Source organism: Imbroritus primus (assembly GCF_964332355.1).
Lineage (GTDB): Bacteria > Pseudomonadota > Gammaproteobacteria > Burkholderiales > Burkholderiaceae > Imbroritus > Imbroritus primus.
In genome coordinates, this window is the sequence record NZ_OZ201293.1 from 216,586 (window position 1) to 234,474 (window position 17,889).

A 17,889-nucleotide genomic window follows, 5' to 3' on the forward strand; every position below is an offset into this window, starting at 1 on the left:
AACCAGTGATGACACGACCCCGCGTACTTCCGCTACCGATCGCGATGTGAATACACGCGTGTCATCCACGAGCTCGACAGAGCCTGGTGAGGGAAGCACATCCGAAAGTTCATCCGGGAATGGTGCGCGGAAGCGCGCGGCAGATCAGGAGGCGCCGGATAGCCATCATACCGACAAGAGGAGTCAGAAAGAGGACACCGCCCGTGTATTCAGGAAACCAAAACCTCGTTTCGAGACGCATGGCTACGACGAGAACGGATGGACTCCAGCGCAACACGAAAAGGCTGACGGTATCCAAAAAAAGGTCAAAGAGTTGCGTGCCGAGTCAACCAAATATGGGAACTACTCGATGGCATTCTCGGCAGGGACTAACGGCGCAGGTAACGTTATCGGAGCGCCGCTGACTGCCGAAGCGGAAAAAAAGCAGGCCGAAAGCCAGAAGCTGGAGGCGTTGGCGCAGCATGTCCAGGCATTGATCGACACACTGAGTCAGTCGGAAGGGGCGCAAGTCCAGGTCTTCGAGCGCACGCTCGAGATGATGCGCACGTTCGGGCAAAACAACGCCGAGAATATGAAGCTGTCCGCCTGAGCGAGCGTAGAAAATGTCGAATACCCTTCAATCGACTGCCGCCGCCTCGAGCGACAACCCATTGGTGGCTGCCCTCCGCCAATTGCCGCCATGCTTCGAGCCGCGCGTAGCCGCAGCGCTGTACGCGCTGGGTTACGCGCACCTGCAGGAAAAACGTTATCAGCAGGCGCACGACTATTTCCGCACGTTGCTTATCAACGATCCGATGGACCGCAGTTATCTCGCTGGCCTCGCACTGGCGCTCGCAGGATTGCAGCGTCATGCCGAGGCCATCCGGATCAATACCGCTGCGTTGCTCTGGCACCCGGGCGATCCGGCCGCCATGCTGCGTCAGGCCGAGTGCCTGCTGGCGCTGCGCCGTCCCGCTGAAGCCGTGACATGGCTCGATGCGGTGGTGGCATGTGGCGCTGCGGATGCGGTTGATTCGCCTTCATCGCACACAGAACGGCGGGCGCTGGCAACCCGTGCCGCCGGACTGCGCAATCTGATTCAGCCCCACAGGAGGACGCATCATGACAACACAAGGACCGGCAACTGGCGCAGCACAGATCACCGCGAAGGATCCCGTCTATCACGTGGCGACCGAGGATGATCTGGTGATGCTGTTCGAACTGGGCAACCTGGCGCGCGAGCAGGGCAAGCTGCGTCAGGCGGAGGCGATCTTCCGCGGCATCCTCGCGGTGCGCAGCGATGTGGCTGGCGGATACATGGGCCTGTCCAGGGTCTACATGGATCAGGGGCGTGTCGAAGAGGCGCTGCAGCTGCTGCAGGCCACCGCCGCGCTGGAAGGCAAGCATCGCGACCTCGGTCAGGCTTTTCTGGGCAGCATGCTGCTGCTCGCCGGCCGGGCACGCGAAGCGGTCCGCGTGCTGCAGCCGGTCGTCGAGAGCGGACGGCAGAACGACGGCGTGGCGCTGGCGCGCAGCCTGCTTGAAAACGAAGCTGAAGATGCCCTGGCCGGGGAACCGTCCAGGGGCGGCGCGCCACGAAGCATGGGTAGATAGCGCCTCAGGAGAATGTCATGACGATACAGAATTTTTCATTGGGTCCGGCCGGTGGTATTGCTGCAGGCGCAGGCGGCACCGCGACATTCGACCTGAACGGCGCCGGAGCGGCGCCAGCTGGCGACGTGGCGCGTTTCGACCAGGCCATGACGGCAGACAGCAACAAGTCCGAGCTGCAGCCATTGGAGCAGACGGGCGGTTCCCTTCCGAGCATGGGGGCCCGCATTCTCGAGGGCTTCACCGGCATGAGTAACAACTATGCGGCGGTGATGAAGCGCGTGTCCGGTACCGCCGGCCGTGAAATGGAGACCGTGCAGCTGCTGCGGAACCTGGCGGACATGATGCAACTATCCAACGACACTGGCCTGCTCAGCAAGGTGGTCGGCAAAGGCACACAAACCGTGTCCGACCTGACCAAGTAAAAGGGGCATGACGATGTCGCAGCCTTTTGCTCTGCGCCGCTTGCGCGCCGCGCTTGTGTGCTCCGCCATGCTGCTGCTCGCAGCCTGCGGCAACCGGGTCGACCTGATGGCGTCGGTGCCGGAGGCCGAGGCCAACGAGGTGCTGACCACGCTGCTGGCGGCTGGCATCAATGTCGAGAAAGTGCCAGGCAAGGACGGCATGGTGTCGCTGCGCGTCGGCTCCGGTCAGGTCGCGCATGCGCTCTCGGTGATGCGCGAACGCGGCCTGCCGCGCGATCCATTCTCCGGGATCGGCAAGATCTTCAAGAAAGAGGGCATGATCTCATCGCCCATTGAAGAACGCGCCCGCTATCTGTACGCGCTGTCGCAGGAGTTGGAGAACACGCTCGCCAAGATTGATGGCGTGATCGCCGCGCGCGTCCATGTGGTGTTGCCGGAGCGTGGCATTGCTGGTGAGCCGGGCACGCCGTCCACTGCATCCGTGTTCGTGAAGTATATGGAAGGCTACAACCTTGACGCAGTCCAGCCGCAGATCCGCCGCCTGGTGACGAATGCCATTCCCAATCTTGCCGCGGATCGCGTGTCGATCGTGCTGGTGGCCGCCCAGCCGCGCGCACCGGGCGGCCGCGTGGTGTTCGATGATGTGCTGGGTTATGACGTATCGCCCGCTGCAGCGAGCGGGCTGCGCATCCTCCTGATGGTGCTGGCAGGGCTCTTCATGGTTGCGGCAGGCGGTGCCGGCTATCTGCTGTGGCGCTATGTGCTGGCGCCGAAGCGAGCAGCGCCGGCGCTCGCGCCTGTGACAGAAGAATCCGCCGCAGCACCGCAAGCCGCGGAGGCCGGATTGTCGATCATGGAGCGGGTCCGGCGCCGGCGTGATGCCGCGCAAGGCGGAGGCGCGTGATGGAACACGCCGCGCACGGTCCGGCCAGGCAGCGGCAAAACGGGCCCGGCGGCGGGCTGCCGCTTGGGCACACGTTGATGCCGCATCTCGTGGCATTCAATCTGCTGCCCAGTCTCACGTTGCATCCGGAGCATGTGACGCAGCATGCCTTACCGGCAGGCTTCGATGAACTGCTGGCCTGCCCCGAAACGGCCGCACTTGCGCACCGCCATTGGTCTACCAGCATTCTCCAGACACTGTCGCTGGAAGCGGATCCGGTGTGCGATCTCGATGCGCCGGCCTTGCCGATCGCCATGTTGCATGGCGAACTACTTGAGGCGCTTGCCCGGTCGGCCGGGCTGGCGCTGCTGGCTGTGCGTCTGCGCCGCATGGTGGCGCGCGCCGACCTTGCCGAAGCCAGTCGCGTGCTCGGCGAGGAGACGGTTCGCTACGCCAGGGCGCATGCGGTGAACCCGGTCTTCGTGCCCGACACCACCGATTGGGACGTCAGCCAGCTCGATGCCGCCATTCCTGTTCTTGGCTATGGCCTGCTTGGCCGTGCGCTGCAGGCTGCGCCGCTGGCGATCCGGGCACGCGCGTTGTTGCGTCTCCCTGTACTGGCCGAAGCCGTGCCGCAGCTCATGCCGCTGGCGGCGGATGAAGCACTCGATCTGGCGCTGCAATTACTGACGGAGCGTGATCCGCAATGGCGTTCCTTGTTCCCAAGCATCCACTGACACCTGCGACGACGCTGGCGGCGCGGATTGACCCCGGCGCCAAGGTCGTGCGTGCCGCCGAGCTCGCGGCATGGCACGACGCCCATGCCATGCTCGAAGCGGCCCGCGCCCAGGCGGACGGTATCGTGGCCGACGCACGCCGGGTCTATGAAGAAGAAGCCTTGCGCGGCTACCGCGAGGGGCGCGAGCAGGCGAGCCGCGAGTTGAGCGCGCAACTCGCCGACATGGCGGCGCGAACCGCCAGCTACTACGCCGGTGCTGCACCGCAGATTGCTGAGTTGGTCATGACAGCTGTCCGCCAGGTCATCGGCGAGCTGGGCGAAAAGCGACGCGTGACGGCTGCGGTGCGGCAATGCCTGGCTTCGGTGCGCGGGCAGAAGCTGTTGACCCTCCGCGTGAACGATGGCCAGGCTGCCCTGGTCCGCGAGCAGGTGCGCAGCCTGATGAAGGAATTTCCCGGCATCGATACGCTTGATGTAATCGAGGACAAGTCCATTCCCTGCGATACCTGTACGCTCGAAAGCGGCATTGGCGTGGTCGAAGGCAGTGTCGCAGGCCAAATCGAGGCGATCGCCCAGGCCTTCCGGCGGGCGCTGGGGGGGCGGCCGTGAGCACTGCCGAGCAGCCGGTCCGTCGGCGGCGCGCAGCCACGCGCGCATCTGGTGCCAGACCGGAGTCGAAACCTGCATCCCTGCACGAACCCGGCTTTGAATCCGATCTCGGCTCTGCACCGGCTGCCGGCCCTGCGGCAGCCACCCGGCCGGTCCGTCGCTCGGCCATGCTGCGCGCCCCTGCGCCAAGCCCCCTCGATGCGATTCTGCCGGCGCTCACGCAAGCATTGTCCACGGTGTCCGAGCCGCGGGTGAAGGGCCGGGTCGTTCAGGTCGTCGGTACCATCGTCAAGGCTGTGGTGCCGCATGTGAAGATGGGCGAGGTGTGCCTGCTGCGCAACGCTGGCGATGCCACCGAGGTGGAAGCCGAGGTGGTCGGCTTCTCCAACGAAGCCGCGCTGCTGACGCCGATTGGCGACATGCACGGCATTTCCTCGAGCACCCAGGTGATTCCCACCGGGCGGTCGCATCAGGTTGCCGTCGGCCCCGGCCTGCTGGGCCGCGTGCTCGATGGCCTGGGCCGGCCGCTGGATGTCGAGGAACATGGGCCGCTGGCGTGGGATCGCCTGTATCCCGTCTATGCGGAAGCGCCCGACCCTCTCGCGCGGCGCATCATCGCACAGCCGCTGGAGCTTGGCATCCGCGCGCTGGATTCGGTGCTCACCTGCGGTGAAGGTCAGCGGATGGGCGTCTTCGCCGCAGCAGGGGGCGGCAAGTCGACCCTGATGGGCATGTTGGTCAACGGCGCCGACGTCGATGTCACCGTGATTGCACTGATCGGCGAGCGGGGCCGCGAAGTGCGCGAGTTCCTTGAGCACGAGCTGGGCGAGGAGGGCCGTCGCAAGAGCGTGGTCGTGTGCGCCACCAGCGACCGCTCGTCGATGGAACGCGCCAAGGCCGCGTATGTGGCGACTGCCGTAGCGGAGTATTTTCGGGATCAGGGCAAGAAGGTCCTGTTCCTCATGGATTCGGTGACGCGTTTTGCCCGGGCGCTGCGCGAGATCGGCCTGGCTGCAGGCGAGCCGCCGACACGGCGCGGTTTTCCGCCATCGGTGTTCGCCATGCTGCCCAAGCTGCTGGAACGCACCGGCATGAGCGATCGCGGCTCGATCACCGCGCTGTATACCGTGCTGGTCGAGGGCGACGACATGACCGAGCCGATTGCCGATGAAACGCGTTCGATCATCGACGGACATATCGTGCTCTCGCGCAAGCTGGGGGCTGCCAATCACTATCCTGCCATCGACGTGCTGGCGTCGATCAGCCGTGTCATGCATGCCGTGGTTCCCGAGCGCCACCGCATGCTCGCCGGCCGCCTGCGTAGCCTGCTTGCCAAACATGAAGAGATCGAGCTGCTGGTCAAGGTCGGCGAGTACAAGCCCGGCACCGACGCTCTGGCGGACGAGGCGATTGCCAAGATCGAAGGGATTCGCCAGTTTCTGCGCCAGCAGACCACTGAACGCTGCGGCATGCAAGAGACGCTGCAGCGGCTTGAGGCCCTGGTAGGTAGGGCATGAACACGCTCGACGAACTCCTCTCGCTGAAGCAGTTCCGCGAGCGCGAGGCTGAGCGCGAAGTGATGCGAAGTGTCAACGCGCTGGAACGTTGCGAGGCGGCGCGCCACCAATGTGAGCAGGCCTTGGATGCGTTTCGGACATATGCCCGCGAGACAGAACTCGCTATGTATGCCGATCTGTGTACCCGCACCGTGGAACTGAGTGAAATCGAAGACGTGCAGCATGCCGTCACCCGTCTACGCGAGGAAGAGGCGGCACACGCCGAGGCCGCCACCCAGGCGCGAAACGAGGAGGCTGCTGCATGCGATGCGCTCGCACAGGCACGGGCAGCCCATCTGGAGGCCGTGCGCATGACGCAGAAATTTGCGGAGCTGGTGCAGCAAAGCGCGCAGGAACAGGCCCGCGACCGCGTCATGCGGGAAGAACACGAACTCGATGAGGCCGGCACGCTCGGCCATGCGCATGCCCGCGCCCGTGGTGCGGGGCTGATGGAGAGCAAATGAAAGCAACTGCAATGCAGTGCGATGCCACGGCGCGGGAAAGTCGTTCCGGGCTCCCGTCAGCCGCGTCCGAACTGATGGCGCCACCCGAGCAGATCGAGGCATTCCGGCGTCTGGCGGAACGGCAGGACGACGATGACAAGCATGATCGCCATGAGTCCGACGAGGATGCGGCGGCCAGCCAGGATCCGATGAGTCTGGTCGATTTCACGCCCGATGCCGCACCTGTGTCGGAAACACCGCCGCCCGCGCCGTCTCACCCGGCCGCGTTCCAGGGGGCAGCCATGAACGCCCAGGAATCGTTCGCCGAGACCAGGCGATATGAGCGTGCCGGTGAGGAGGGCGACAAGAAAGACAAGGACAGCAGCGACACGGTGGCTGGCACCGATAACAGTTCCGCGCCGGATGCCATGGTATTCGCGCACTACGTCCATCAGGATGCGCATGCCCAGGCGGAGGCTGCTGCCACCGCACGCTCGGTCCGTGTCGAGCGCCACACGGCCGTGGCTGAACTGGTACAGGTGCTCGAATCTTCGGCGGCAACACTGTTGGCGCCGGAAGATGGGGCACGCCACGACCGGGTCGACGTGATGCTATCGACGCCGCATCTGGAAGGCACCACGGTGGCGCTATTCCTCGAGAATGGCCGTCTCGTGGTGGAGTTTGCGGCATCAGGCGCCGCGGCCAAGTGGCTCGGCAGCCAGGTCCGTACCATGTCCGATGAGCTGAGTGCGCGGTTGCGGCGCCCTGTCCTGACACGGATCCATGCCGATGGCGAAGAAACGCCGGAGGCCGAAGCCGTGGCGGCCCGGACCGTTTCCGCCCCAGACGTGCGACGCGTGGTTGCCGCGTCACGTGCGCTGTCGTGAGGCATTCGTGAACCCTCCCATGAACCTGACGCTGCCTGGCAAACCTGCGTCGCTGGCCAGCGCCACGCCGTGGCAGCCGTTGCAGCTACCGCGCCTGACCGGCCTGCAGGCACAGGCATGTACGGCGGTTGCGCAGCGCGCCTGGCATGTGCCGATCGACATCGGGGTGCAATGGGAGGCCCGGCTCTGGCCGGTGCCAGCGACCGATCCGCGCGTCGCACGGCAGGTCGAAGGGCGGATCATCCGCCTGCGCTGGGAGGGCGGCGTGTTCTACATGCGTGTGCCGGATGCCCTGCTAGCGGCATGCGCGCAGGCCCTGGTGCCGGACATTCCCCTGCCTGGCATGCCGGCTGCCTTTGCCAATACTATTCTGGAGGGCGCGCTGCTGAGTGCGCAACAGGCGCTCGGGTTGTCTGGTGCGTCGCTGGCGATGGTCGAGGCGTTTCCGGAGCGGGATCCGGCCGTGCCCGGCTTCCTCCTGGAACTGCAGGGCGCCGGGCTCGAGGGCGCCATGACCTTGCCGATACAGGCCGATGCGGACGGCGTGGCCGCGCTGGCCCGCCATGCCTTCCTGCGTCCCTGCGTCGGTAATCATGTCGACATCGGCGCGGTGCCGGTGACATTGCGCGCCATCGTGGGTGAAACCAACCTGTCCGCCGAGCAGGTAGCCACGCTGCAGCATGGCGATGCGATCCTGATCGATCGCTATCATCCTGCCGCCCGGCAGATGCTGCCATTGCGCGCCGCCAGCGGCTGGAGTCTGATGGCAGTCTGCGATGACCACGCACTGAGCAGTGCGTCGCTCTGGCAGGCCGACCGCCTTTGCGACGATCTGCTCGATGCCGCGCCGGGCGAGGGTCGGATGACCTTCGAGCTGGGGCTCGTCAGGCTGTCGCTGCGCCAGTTGCTGACGGCCATCCATGCCCACGTCGCGGTGGCGGTATTGCCTGGCGACGCGATGCTGCGTGTGTTCTTCGACGGCCGTCCGGTCGGACAGGGCGTGCTGGCGGACATCGACGGTCGCCTGGCCGTGGTCTTGTCCCGCGCGGCTGCGGCGTCAGCGGATTAAGGATTGCCGTAGGCACATAACGGCCGTGCCTGCTGCCACGGGCGCGGCTGGAACAATTCCCGAAACGTCGTTACTCAAGTCTCAGTAAGGCATCCCCATGGGTGTCTGACGTGTCACAACCGATCACATGTTCGGTCAGTCCGCCCGTCAAAGCGGATCGTGGCACCACTCCTTTGAGCTGCCATCATGATGACGCCCCCCGACCAGCGTCCGGAAGAGGACGATGATTTTTTCGATGATGACGAAGATGACCTGGAGCTTGGCAATGCCCTGCCGATAGCCGGGGCGCGTGGCCGCCAGGCATTGCGAGTTGGCGATGGCATCGGGGGCGAGCACAGCGAGCCGCACGCCAGTTATGCGGACTATGCGGATGACTTCGGCGACATCGACGATGTCCGCCATGCAGCTCGCCGGCACGAGCTGCGGGATGCTGGCCATCCCGAGGGTGCGCGCGAGGCAGATGATAATGATGACGCGGACTGGCTCGAAGGCAACGAGGGCAATAGGGGCGGAGAGGACGATGATGACGCCGGGCCAAACGAGGCCCGGCGGACAGAACGGCGTCTGATGCATCCCGTGCATGACGCTGCACCATTTACCGCTGCCGCAGCCATGGGTGATGAGGATCTCGATGACGGAATCGGTGAGCTGCCGGCGGTGCTGGCCTGCGAGGCGGGCCGGTTGACCGTGTCGGTGCGCGAGATCCGCGCGCTGCAGGCCGGACAGGTGATCGACCTCGGCCGGCCGCTGCTCGAAGGGGTCAGCCTAATGCTCGATGGGCGTGAAATCGCCCGCGGCATGCTAGTCGACCTGGAAGGCCGTTTTGGCATCATGCTGACTGCCCTGACCGAGGAAGCGCATCATGGGTGATCCGTTTTCGCTGATTATTCTGGTCGGGGCGGTTTCGCTGCTCCCGCTGCTGATTGTCGCCTCGACCGCCTTCCTGAAGATCTCCATCGTGATGTCGCTGTTGCGTAATGCACTCGGCGTGCAGCAGGTGCCGTCCAACCTGGCGCTCTACGGGCTCGCGCTGATCCTTACGGCCTACATCATGGCGCCGGTGTTTTCGCCGTTGTTCGAGCGCCTGACATCGCCCGGCACAATGGCGAATGCCAGTACGGTGATGAGCGGCCTCCAGGAGAGCGCCGAACCGCTGCGCAAGTTCATGATGCGGTTCAGCCAGCCCGAACACCGTGATTTTTTCCTCACCACGGCCAAGCGCATGTGGGGTGCCGAGGCCTCAGCCAATGTCGCGCAGTCCGATTTCCTGATCCTGATGCCGGCGTTCGTGGTATCCGAACTGGCGGCGGCCTTCCAGATCGGCTTTCTGCTGTACCTGCCGTTCATCGTGATCGACCTGATCATCTCTAATGTGCTGCTGGCAATGGGGATGATGATGGTGTCGCCTGTCACGATCTCGCTGCCGCTGAAGCTGTTCCTGTTCGTTGCGGTGGACGGGTGGACCCGCCTGATCGGCGGCCTTGTACTGTCCTACGTCTGATCATGGAAACCGTCGAAGTCGTTTCCTACCTGACCAAGGCGCTGTACCTGGTGCTGTGGCTTTCGCTGCCGCCGATCATCGTCGCCTCGGTTATCGGTACGGTGTTCTCGCTGCTGCAGGCGCTGACGCAGATCCAGGAGCAGACCCTGGCCTTCGGTGTCAAGCTCATCGCGGTCGCCATCACCCTCTTCCTGACCGGACGGTGGCTGGGGGGGGAGATGTACCACTTCACGCTGTCGATCTTCGACGCATTGCCGCTCGTCGCACGCTGAGGTATTACATGGGATCCGTGAGCGTCGCCGAAGTGAAGGAGTGGCTCACGGCACTGGCCTATCTGCAGCCGCGCATCATGGCCATGTTCCTGCTGATTCCGATGTTCAACCGTGAACTGATCCCTGGCGCGGTATTGCCCGCGATCGTGCTCGCGGTGTCACTGGTCGCGCTGCCCCTCGTACAGCCGCAGATCGCCATGGCTGGTACGTTATCGGGCATGCAACACACGGCGCTGATCCTGAAGGAGGTGATGGTGGGGTTCGTGCTGGGTTTCCTGGTGGCGATTCCGTTCTGGGCACTGGAGGCGGTCGGCTTCCTGATCGACAACCAGCGCGGCGCCAGTATCTCCGATACGCTCAATCCGCTGACCGGCAGCGACACCTCACCCCTGGGCCTGCTGTTCAACCAGGTGTTCATCATCTATTTTCTGCTGAGCGGCGGCATGAACCTGATGCTGGGCATTCTCTATGACAGCTTCCGTTTCTGGAGCGTCATGACATGGACGCCCGGCCTGCATATGGACTATGCAACGTTTTTCCTCGGGCAACTCGATCGGCTCGTGCAGTTGTCGGTGGTCCTGGCGGCGCCGGTGCTGATCCTGATGTTCATGGCGGAAGTCGGCCTGGCGCTCGTCAATCGCTTCGCGCCGCAGTTGCAGGTGTTCTTCCTGGCCATGCCGATCAAGAGCGCCCTGGCGTTTTTCATCCTGGTGCTCTATGCCGGCACATTGATGGAGTACGTCGGCGACGAAATTCGCGGGCTGGGTGGATTGTTCGACCAAATCAGCATCATTTGGCAGGGAGCGCGATGAAAGCGGCAATGGCTATCAGCAGTGCGCAGGCATTGCATCGCTATCGTCTCCGGCGAGGCTTGCCGGAGAGCGCGTGTACGCCAGACGGCGGTTTGCGGGTTCTGGCAGGTGACGGTATCCGCATGAGCCTGCAGGAAGCCCCCAATGCCACCATCGTACTGCGTGCGCGTGTCGGCGCCCTGCCGCGGGAGCCGGAGGCACGTGCGCGGATGGTATGCCGCGTCGGCGCATTCGCTGCGGGATTGATGAGGGTGTCCCCCGCCAGTTGCACGATTGATGCCGAAGGGTATGTCCTGCATCTGTGGCAGCGGCTGGCAGCTGGATGCGGCGAGCCGGAATTCGATGAGAGCGTCGTGCAGTTCGCGCGGACCTGTCAGGTGTGGCGCGAAATGTTGACACAGCTGGAGCAGCGGGTGGGATTGTAGTTGGAATGTGTTGTGGAACCCTGTAGTCGGGATCGCAGTCGGGGCCATGGCTGGGCCGTTGCTCAAGCCGTAGTGAAGGCGCAGGCTACGATGAGGCATGGGCCGCGACTGATGCAGCAACGTCTGCTGTGGAAATGCCAATCAGGCTACTGTCACCGATGGCTGGTCACTGGGTTTCGCATCCCGTTTGTACCCTCGCGGGCCGGAAGGGCAGCGCCATTGAGGGTGGCCGGTTCTGGCGCCGCGGTATTCAATCCGAATGTCCAGGTCGGGCACGGTATGACGACCGTGGCGGAGGGCTTCGTTGCGGGGCGCGCCTGTCTCTGTCAGGCGGCTGGACGCGCGGGGGTTCCGGTAGCCTCGGCGAGACGGTGCCGCAATTCTGCCTCTGGGAGGGCGACCCAGGTCGCGAGTGTCACGCGCTCCTCATTGCTATTGCAGGGCTGCTGTGCCAGCAACGCGAGAGGGCTTTCCGGCGTCAACGGATCAAGCGTGTTGACGGGTGCGCTTGCGGCAGATGCATTCTGCCGGGCGGCAAGTATCCACCCCGTGAGCCATGATTCGAGCTTTGCGGGATCGTCGGCCAGTATCCGTTCCACCTGCTTGTCGAAAAAGGTCCGTGCGGCCAGGCCGGAGAGTCCGATCTGATCGAGCAACTGCTTGGCGGCGTAGAGTTTCGCGGACCCACCCTGTTGTGGGTCGCTGGCCATGTCGGTTGCAGATGGCGCGAACGAATCGCGCGGCGCGCCGGCCGTCGGTTTGTCACCATGTACGTTGTCGTGGCGCGTAGCCTTGCTATGGGCTGCGGCAGCATTCGAGGGTGCCGATGCAGCGTTATCGGGCTGCGAAGGCGATGCGTCCGCCGACGGCCGTGTGATTGGCACGGCAGAAACGCGTGAAGGCCCGGTCATTGGTATCGCCATGAAACACATATTCCAGTAAGTTCGCACGACTGCGCGGCGGATTGGCGCGCCGCTGTGGGCAGGCTTGCCAGCGGCACCGACGGGCTGGCATGCAATGCGGTTGTTCAACGTATATGCCAATGCTACTGCGACAATGAAAAATAGATTGCGAACCAATGTGAAACGGTGCCCCCAATAAGAGGGGGTTAAATGATTGATTACTCATTTTCGCATCGTTTAATCCCCGCACCAATACTGGCTTACTGGGCATCGTGTTGATTTGAGAAAGTAAAGTGAAAAGCAAAAATTTATAAAAATTTGCAGTTTATAAGAAGTGTCTTATTCCTTGGTAATCACCATGCCACTAGACTTAAAACACGCTTAAAACGTGTATTAAGTTATCACCCGACCAGGCCAACGGACATTTCTCGCATGCCTGTTCAATCTGCGGATGCACGACGGCGGGCTGAGTTTGACAGCCACTATTCCGAATTCGTTGTCCCGGCCAATCGAGGGGGGAAACATGAGAATCGTAGCGTTGGAAGACGATCTGAGCCAGGCGCAGCTGATCCAGAAGGTTCTTGCGGAAGAAGGCTTTGCGACCGACATATTCTACGAAGGCTCGAAGCTCATCTACACCTTGCGCAAAGAAGCCTACGACCTGTTCATTCTCGACTGGGAAGTGCCGGGAATGAGCGGATTCGAAGTCCTGCAATGGATTCGCTCCAATCTGGGATTTGGCGTGCCGGTGATCTTCGTGACCAGCCGTACCCTTGAGGAAGATGTCATCACCGGATTGCAGGCTGGCGCGGATGATTATCTCGTGAAGCCTTTTCGCCCGGCCGAGCTGATTGCCCGTATTCGCTCCCTGCTGCGGCGTGTTTATCCGGAGCGGCCTGTATCCGAGACGTTTACGATCGGCCCCCTGGTGATCGATCCGGCCCGCCAGATCATCACGCGCAATGGCGTGCCCGCCGAACTCACGAAAATGGAATTCGAGCTGGCGTCGCTGCTGCTGTCGAGTCTTGGCCGCCTTGTTTCAAAAAGCGAGCTGTCTCACCGTATCTGGGGTCGCGATATCTCGCCGCAATCGCGCACGGTCGACACGCACCTGTCGCGCGTGCGCATCAAGCTCGGTTTGCGTCCTGAACTCGGCTTCAAGCTTTCGACCGTCTATGGACTCGGCTATCGCCTGCAGACGACTGGCGATATGGAAAACGGCGACGATGGTGAAGCGTCCGGAGAGGAGCGAGGCAACACCGATCCCGACTGGAGGGTCAGCGGATGAAACGATTACGCGCGCTGCTTGGGTTGGGGTGCGCCGCAGGCAGCCTGCTGTGCAGTCCGGTACTTGCCCAGCCGGCTGGCTCCCGCCACCAGGACTTCCTGTATCAGGTGCAGGATGGCGACACCATCTTCGATATCGCTTCCCGCTACGCAACTGCCAAGGACTGGGCGCAGCTGGTGCGCCTGAACAAGATCGACGATCCGCGCCGGCTGGTGCCCGGGACGACCGTACGCGTACCGCTCAGACTGATCGAGAAGGATCCGACGGCGGCACGTGTCCTCTACCAGAAGGGTGAGGTGCAGATCGTCAAACGTGATATGCCGGTGTCTGGCGCCTTGCTCGAGCGGGGCACGGAGATTCATACCGGACCGGACGGCTATCTCTCGCTGGAGCTGCTCGATGGTTCGACCGTACTGGTCTTGCCCAATGCCCGTATGCGGATCGAGCAGGTCACGGAATTCCGCCGTGCTGGGTTGCAGGATTTCGTGATCCTGCTGGAGCGCGGCCAGGTCGAACCCAACGTTGACCCATCCGGCAAAGGTGTCGGCCGTTTCGAGATACGCACCCCGCGCGCGGTGACGGGTGTACGCGGCACGCGCTTCCGCGTCGGCGTCACTGATGACAGTGTCACCGGTGAGGTGCTCAAGGGCGAGGTCGAGGTGCTGGCACGCGGCGCGCGCGACCGGATTACGATCCGCGAGGGCCAGGGCCTGGGCGCCACGGACCGTGGTGTGGTCAACGAAGCCCTGCTGCCCGCGCCACGTGCACAGGCAGAGGTGGAGCCAGGTTTTGGCGACGTCGTGCTGCGTTATGCCGCGATTCCGGAGGCGGTGGCTTACCGCGTGCAACTGGCACGCGACAAGGGCTTCACGCAGGTGCTCGAGTCCCGCGCCACGGCGCAGCTCGAGCATACGTTTGCGGATCTCGATGACGGTGACTACTACATCAAGGTGCGGGCGATTTCGGCTGCCGGCATCGAAGGAAACGACACGGTCGAGCATATCCAGGTGGCAGCGCGTCCGGCACCGCCGCTGACCATTGGCGGTGGCCGGGTGGCTGGCAGTGAGCTGCGCCAGAACACGGTCGCCTGGGCTGCCGTACCCGGGAGCGCCGGCTATGAGCTGGAATGGTGGCCGCCGGCACCGCCGGGAACGCCGCACATGCAGGTACCGCTGGCGCCCGACGTCACGAGCTTCACGCTGCCTGGCGAGGGAGCGATGTGGCGCATCCGCACCGTGGTCGAGCGAGACGGTCAACGCATCGCTGGCCCGTGGAGTACGGTAGGAAAAGGGGCTGGCGCCGTTCGCGATGCCGTACCTGTCTCGTTGCATTGGCGGCCGCGTGCCGGCATGGCAGGCCAGCTGGAAATCAGTGCGGCATCCGGAAGCGAGGGTGCTCCCCGCCTCCTTGCAGGCGCGGCTGACGGCGTAGCCTTGCCACCGTTGCCGGCAGGTGACTATGCGGTGCGGCAACGTTATATTGATCGTCATGATGTACCGCGGGCATACACGCCTCCCCAGAGACTGCGTATCGGACCCATGTAATCAGTGAAGCGGCTGACCGGATTATGGCGTGCGCTTGGGCAGACGCACCGCACCACCGCTGAGTGGCTGGCACTGTCGTTGGCAGTACTGACCTGCGTGGTGGTGCTGGTGCTCACCGGCAGCCTGCGGCGGGCCGACACGCTGCTCTATGACCAGATCCTCTCGACCCGGCTCGAACCCGTTCCCTACGATGTCGTGCTTATCGGTATCGACGATGCCAGTATCCGTGCGCTCGGCCAGTGGCCATGGCGCCGCGCATTGCATGCGGCGCTGCTGGATCGGTTGACCGACGCCGGCGCCCGCGCGGTGGTGTTCGACCTTGTGCTGGCAGAAGAAAGCTCCGCCTTTCCCGATGACGATACCCTGCTGGCAGATGCCATGCGGCGCAATGGTGCAACGGTGCTGCCTGTGCTGGTCGAGGGCGGCAGTGGCGCGCCGGTAACCTACTACCCGTCTGCACGCCTGCGAGACGCGGCACGCTCGTTTGGCCATATTGAAGCGGTCATTGGCGATGGCGGCGTGGTGCGCGAGGCTGTGCTCCAGCAAGCCATCGAAAACGGCGGATGGGATCACATCGCCGTGGCCGCCCTGCGTCTTGTCGATCCGGCCTGGCTGCCGGCGCTGCAGAATGTCCCGCGCGGCAGCCGCTACCTGATTCCGTTCTTTGGCCCGCCCGGCCATATCCCGGCATTTTCCTATGTCGATGTCCTGCAGGGCCGGGTTGCGCCGGAGCATCTGGAGGGACGCATCGTCCTCATTGGCGCCATGGCATCTGGCATGGCGGATGCCGTCAACACACCGATGACCCGCGACCACAAGCCGATGGCCGGCGTCGAGCTGATTGCCAGTATCGTCGCGGCGCTCAAGGCCGGCATGCACATCACTCCGATATCGATGGCGCAACATGTGGTGCTGACCTTGCTGTTTGTCGCCGGTGCACTGATCGCCTTGCGTTTCCTCACGCCTCGGCACGGGCTGATGGTGACGTGTGCGATTGCCGCCGGCATCCTTGGCCTGAGTGCCTTCCTGTTGTTACGCGTCGGGATCTGGATGCCGCCGGCCTCAGCCGTCCTCGGCGTGCTGGTCGCTTATCCCTTGTGGAGCTGGCGGCGTCAGGAGGCCGCGCTGCGCTACCTTGACCACCAGCTGCGCAATCTTTCGCAAAGCACCATACCGCTGCCGGTGTTGCGCCTCTTTCCCGCATCGGCGGATGCTGATCTGTTCGACCATCGCGGCTATCAACTGGCAGCAGCGATCCGGCAGTTGCAGAGTGTGAGCCGGTTTGTCTCGGATGGCTTGAACAGCCTGCCGGATGCCACCATGGTGGTCGATCTGCATGGGCGCGTGCTGATGAACAACGATGCGGCGCAGCGCTACTTCGCGCGCTTTGGTGTACGTGCCAAGTTGAATATCTTCGTTCTCGGCAACCTGCTGCGCCTGGCTGGCGTGCTGGGCGACGGCGAACCGCTCGATCTGGGTGCGCAGCGCTTGCGCGTTGACCGGCAGGAGCGCATGGACCGCGAGGGGATGGTACAGCTGCTGCGCGCCACGCCGTTTCGTGCGACCGACCAGTCTGTACTCGGCTGGATCGTCAGCCTCACCGACATCACTTCGATCCGGCGTGCCGAAGAGGAGCGCGAAGAGGCAGTGCGCTTCCTGACCCACGATATCCGTTCGCCGCAGGCCTCCATCATGGCGCTGGTGGAGTTACGCCGACAGCGGCATCTGGCCCTCAATGAAACCGAACTGCTCGACCGCATCGAGCGGCACGCGCAGGAAACCATGGCGCTGGCCGATGGCTTTGTGCAGCTGGCGCGCGCCAAGTCGATCGACCTGCAGCTGGAGTGGTTCGACCTGCGTTCGCTCCTGATCGACGCCGCGGATGATGTCTGGGCGCTGGCCTCGGCGGGTGACGTCAACATCGAGGTGCAAAGCCGGGACGACGAAGTACTGATTCATGCGGACCGCTCTCTGATGACGCGCGCGGTTGTTAACCTGCTGAACAATGCGATCAAGTATTCGCCGCGTGCAACCATCGTCTGCATCCGCCTGCTGACCGGCGAAAGTACCGTGACCATCCAGATTGTGGATCATGGGCCTGGTATCCCCCCGGCGGAAGTGCCGACGATTTTCGATGCCTTCCGACGGGCCCGCCACCAGCCGGGTAAACTCAGCGGCGTCGGCCTGGGACTGGCCTTTGTGCAAGTCGTCGCCGAGCGGCACGGCGGTGATGTCGCCGTGCTCGAAACCGGCGCTTCCGGGACTACCATGCAGCTCCAGCTGCCGCGTTGTGCGAAGGACGTGCAGTTGGATTGAGCGGATTCTGGCGGCGCGATTACCGGGTAACCTGTCGTGAGTCACGTATCGCGTGCGATAATCGAGCCCATGAGATCGAGTTTCATCACATCGATAGCGTTCACCGTTGCGTCCTGCGCCACGCTTTACTCGGCGATGGTGCTTGCCGCGCCTGCCGCCGACGATGGGCTCGGTGGGCTGGCCCGCATGGTGCTGGGTGCCGCCACGGGCAGGAATACCGGGGCTGCGGGGGTGCCTTCCCTGCTTTCCGGCCGTAATGTGGATGCCGCGCTGGAGCGCGCCTGCGCCGAGGTCAATGGCGTGTTGCCTTTGGTCATCGACAAGGAAAGTATTCTGGTGCGCTGCCGTCCGCTGCCGTCCAAGCGCATCATGCTGCAGATCAAGCTCAGCAATTTCGCCGGACCCACCCCCGACCTCGCCAGCTTCGAAGTCCGCTTCGCACCATCCTTGCAGCGCAATATCTGCACCAACGCCGATGTACAGATCCTCGCGCGCATGGGTGTCGATCTGCGCTACCGTTACCTGACCAATGACAACCGCCGCATCGGCGATGTCTATATCAACTCCGACGTCTGCCAGCAGGCATTGAGATCGCCGCGTTATTGAGGCCACGGCCGACCGTACACCG

Annotated in this window: 21 protein-coding genes; 20 read left to right on the forward strand and 1 reads right to left on the reverse strand. The window is 63.7% G+C overall.

Translation table 11 applies throughout. The annotated features are described in order from the left end of the window. Positions 1-58 precede the first annotated feature (58 nt). From ACQ3C8_RS00900 to ACQ3C8_RS00975, 16 genes are all read left to right on the forward strand, one after another. Complete coding sequence (locus ACQ3C8_RS00900) at positions 59-589, forward strand: hypothetical protein (RefSeq protein ID WP_428852129.1); 531 nt, start codon at positions 59-61, stop codon at positions 587-589. Positions 590-602: 13 nt separating this feature from the next. After that, the gene (locus ACQ3C8_RS00905) at positions 603-1,181 is read left to right on the forward strand and encodes a tetratricopeptide repeat protein (RefSeq protein ID WP_428852130.1); all 579 of its coding nucleotides are present in this window, start codon (positions 603-605) and stop codon (positions 1,179-1,181) included. After that, positions 1,102-1,593: a tetratricopeptide repeat protein gene (locus ACQ3C8_RS00910; protein ID WP_428852131.1), complete on the forward strand. Its 492-nt coding sequence runs from the start codon at positions 1,102-1,104 to the stop codon at positions 1,591-1,593. Before ACQ3C8_RS00905 ends, ACQ3C8_RS00910 begins: the two co-directional genes overlap by 80 nt. Positions 1,594-1,610: 17 nt before the next feature. Then, positions 1,611-2,015: a hypothetical protein gene (locus ACQ3C8_RS00915; RefSeq protein ID WP_428852132.1), complete on the forward strand. Its 405-nt coding sequence runs from the start codon at positions 1,611-1,613 to the stop codon at positions 2,013-2,015. 13 nt (positions 2,016-2,028) lie between these two features. After that, positions 2,029-2,919, forward strand: coding sequence for a type III secretion system inner membrane ring lipoprotein SctJ (gene sctJ / locus ACQ3C8_RS00920; protein WP_428852133.1), 891 nt, complete (start codon positions 2,029-2,031; stop codon positions 2,917-2,919). Then, positions 2,919-3,635: a SctK family type III secretion system sorting platform protein gene (locus ACQ3C8_RS00925; protein WP_428852134.1), complete on the forward strand. Its 717-nt coding sequence runs from the start codon at positions 2,919-2,921 to the stop codon at positions 3,633-3,635. Before sctJ ends, ACQ3C8_RS00925 begins: the two co-directional genes overlap by 1 nt. Then, positions 3,605-4,246, forward strand: a complete 642-nt coding sequence (locus ACQ3C8_RS00930) for an HrpE/YscL family type III secretion apparatus protein (RefSeq protein ID WP_428852135.1) — start codon at positions 3,605-3,607, stop codon at positions 4,244-4,246. The genes ACQ3C8_RS00925 and ACQ3C8_RS00930 overlap by 31 nt, the downstream gene beginning before the upstream one ends. A gap of 167 nt (positions 4,247-4,413) precedes the next feature. After that, entirely contained in the window at positions 4,414-5,763 is a 1,350-nt protein-coding gene (gene sctN / locus ACQ3C8_RS00935) for a type III secretion system ATPase SctN (protein ID WP_037029114.1), read from the forward strand. Continuing rightward, complete coding sequence (gene sctO / locus ACQ3C8_RS00940; protein WP_428852136.1) at positions 5,760-6,266, forward strand: type III secretion system stalk subunit SctO; 507 nt, start codon at positions 5,760-5,762, stop codon at positions 6,264-6,266. The genes sctN and sctO overlap by 4 nt, the downstream gene beginning before the upstream one ends. After that, entirely contained in the window at positions 6,263-7,132 is an 870-nt protein-coding gene (locus ACQ3C8_RS00945; protein ID WP_428852137.1) for a hypothetical protein, read from the forward strand. Before sctO ends, ACQ3C8_RS00945 begins: the two co-directional genes overlap by 4 nt. 7 nt (positions 7,133-7,139) lie before the next feature. Beyond that, on the forward strand, positions 7,140-8,201 hold the full coding sequence (locus tag ACQ3C8_RS00950) for a hypothetical protein (RefSeq protein ID WP_428852138.1): 1,062 nt from the start codon (positions 7,140-7,142) through the stop codon (positions 8,199-8,201). Between the two features lie 186 nt (positions 8,202-8,387). Next, on the forward strand, positions 8,388-9,071 hold the full coding sequence (locus tag ACQ3C8_RS00955; RefSeq protein ID WP_428852139.1) for a FliM/FliN family flagellar motor switch protein: 684 nt from the start codon (positions 8,388-8,390) through the stop codon (positions 9,069-9,071). Next, the gene (gene sctR / locus ACQ3C8_RS00960) at positions 9,064-9,702 is read left to right on the forward strand and encodes a type III secretion system export apparatus subunit SctR (protein ID WP_428852140.1); all 639 of its coding nucleotides are present in this window, start codon (positions 9,064-9,066) and stop codon (positions 9,700-9,702) included. The genes ACQ3C8_RS00955 and sctR overlap by 8 nt, the downstream gene beginning before the upstream one ends. A gap of 2 nt (positions 9,703-9,704) precedes the next feature. Then, positions 9,705-9,974, forward strand: a complete 270-nt coding sequence (sctS, locus tag ACQ3C8_RS00965; protein ID WP_009520937.1) for a type III secretion system export apparatus subunit SctS — start codon at positions 9,705-9,707, stop codon at positions 9,972-9,974. An 8-nt stretch (positions 9,975-9,982) separates the two neighbouring features. After that, a complete protein-coding gene (gene sctT, locus ACQ3C8_RS00970) occupies positions 9,983-10,786 on the forward strand; it encodes a type III secretion system export apparatus subunit SctT (RefSeq protein ID WP_428852141.1) in 804 nt (267 codons plus the stop codon). 8 nt (positions 10,787-10,794) lie between these two features. Then, on the forward strand, positions 10,795-11,211 hold the full coding sequence (locus ACQ3C8_RS00975) for a hypothetical protein (protein WP_428852142.1): 417 nt from the start codon (positions 10,795-10,797) through the stop codon (positions 11,209-11,211). Between the two features lie 326 nt (positions 11,212-11,537). Here ACQ3C8_RS00975 and ACQ3C8_RS00980 read toward each other — a convergent pair whose 3' ends face one another. Then, complete coding sequence (locus ACQ3C8_RS00980) at positions 11,538-11,921, reverse strand: hypothetical protein (RefSeq protein ID WP_428852143.1); 384 nt, start codon at positions 11,919-11,921, stop codon at positions 11,538-11,540. Between the two features lie 664 nt (positions 11,922-12,585). Between ACQ3C8_RS00980 and ACQ3C8_RS00985 the strand changes: the two genes are divergently transcribed. The 4 genes from ACQ3C8_RS00985 (at position 12,586) to ACQ3C8_RS01000 (ending at position 17,867) form a co-directional block, all read left to right on the forward strand. Further along, positions 12,586-13,401, forward strand: a complete 816-nt coding sequence (locus ACQ3C8_RS00985) for a response regulator transcription factor (RefSeq protein WP_428852144.1) — start codon at positions 12,586-12,588, stop codon at positions 13,399-13,401. Beyond that, the gene (locus ACQ3C8_RS00990) at positions 13,398-14,945 is read left to right on the forward strand and encodes a FecR domain-containing protein (protein WP_428852145.1); all 1,548 of its coding nucleotides are present in this window, start codon (positions 13,398-13,400) and stop codon (positions 14,943-14,945) included. The genes ACQ3C8_RS00985 and ACQ3C8_RS00990 overlap by 4 nt, the downstream gene beginning before the upstream one ends. A gap of 3 nt (positions 14,946-14,948) precedes the next feature. Continuing rightward, the gene (locus ACQ3C8_RS00995) at positions 14,949-17,261 is read left to right on the forward strand and encodes a CHASE2 domain-containing protein (protein ID WP_428852146.1); all 2,313 of its coding nucleotides are present in this window, start codon (positions 14,949-14,951) and stop codon (positions 17,259-17,261) included. A gap of 69 nt (positions 17,262-17,330) precedes the next feature. Beyond that, on the forward strand, positions 17,331-17,867 hold the full coding sequence (locus ACQ3C8_RS01000; RefSeq protein WP_428849658.1) for a hypothetical protein: 537 nt from the start codon (positions 17,331-17,333) through the stop codon (positions 17,865-17,867). Positions 17,868-17,889 lie beyond the last annotated feature (22 nt).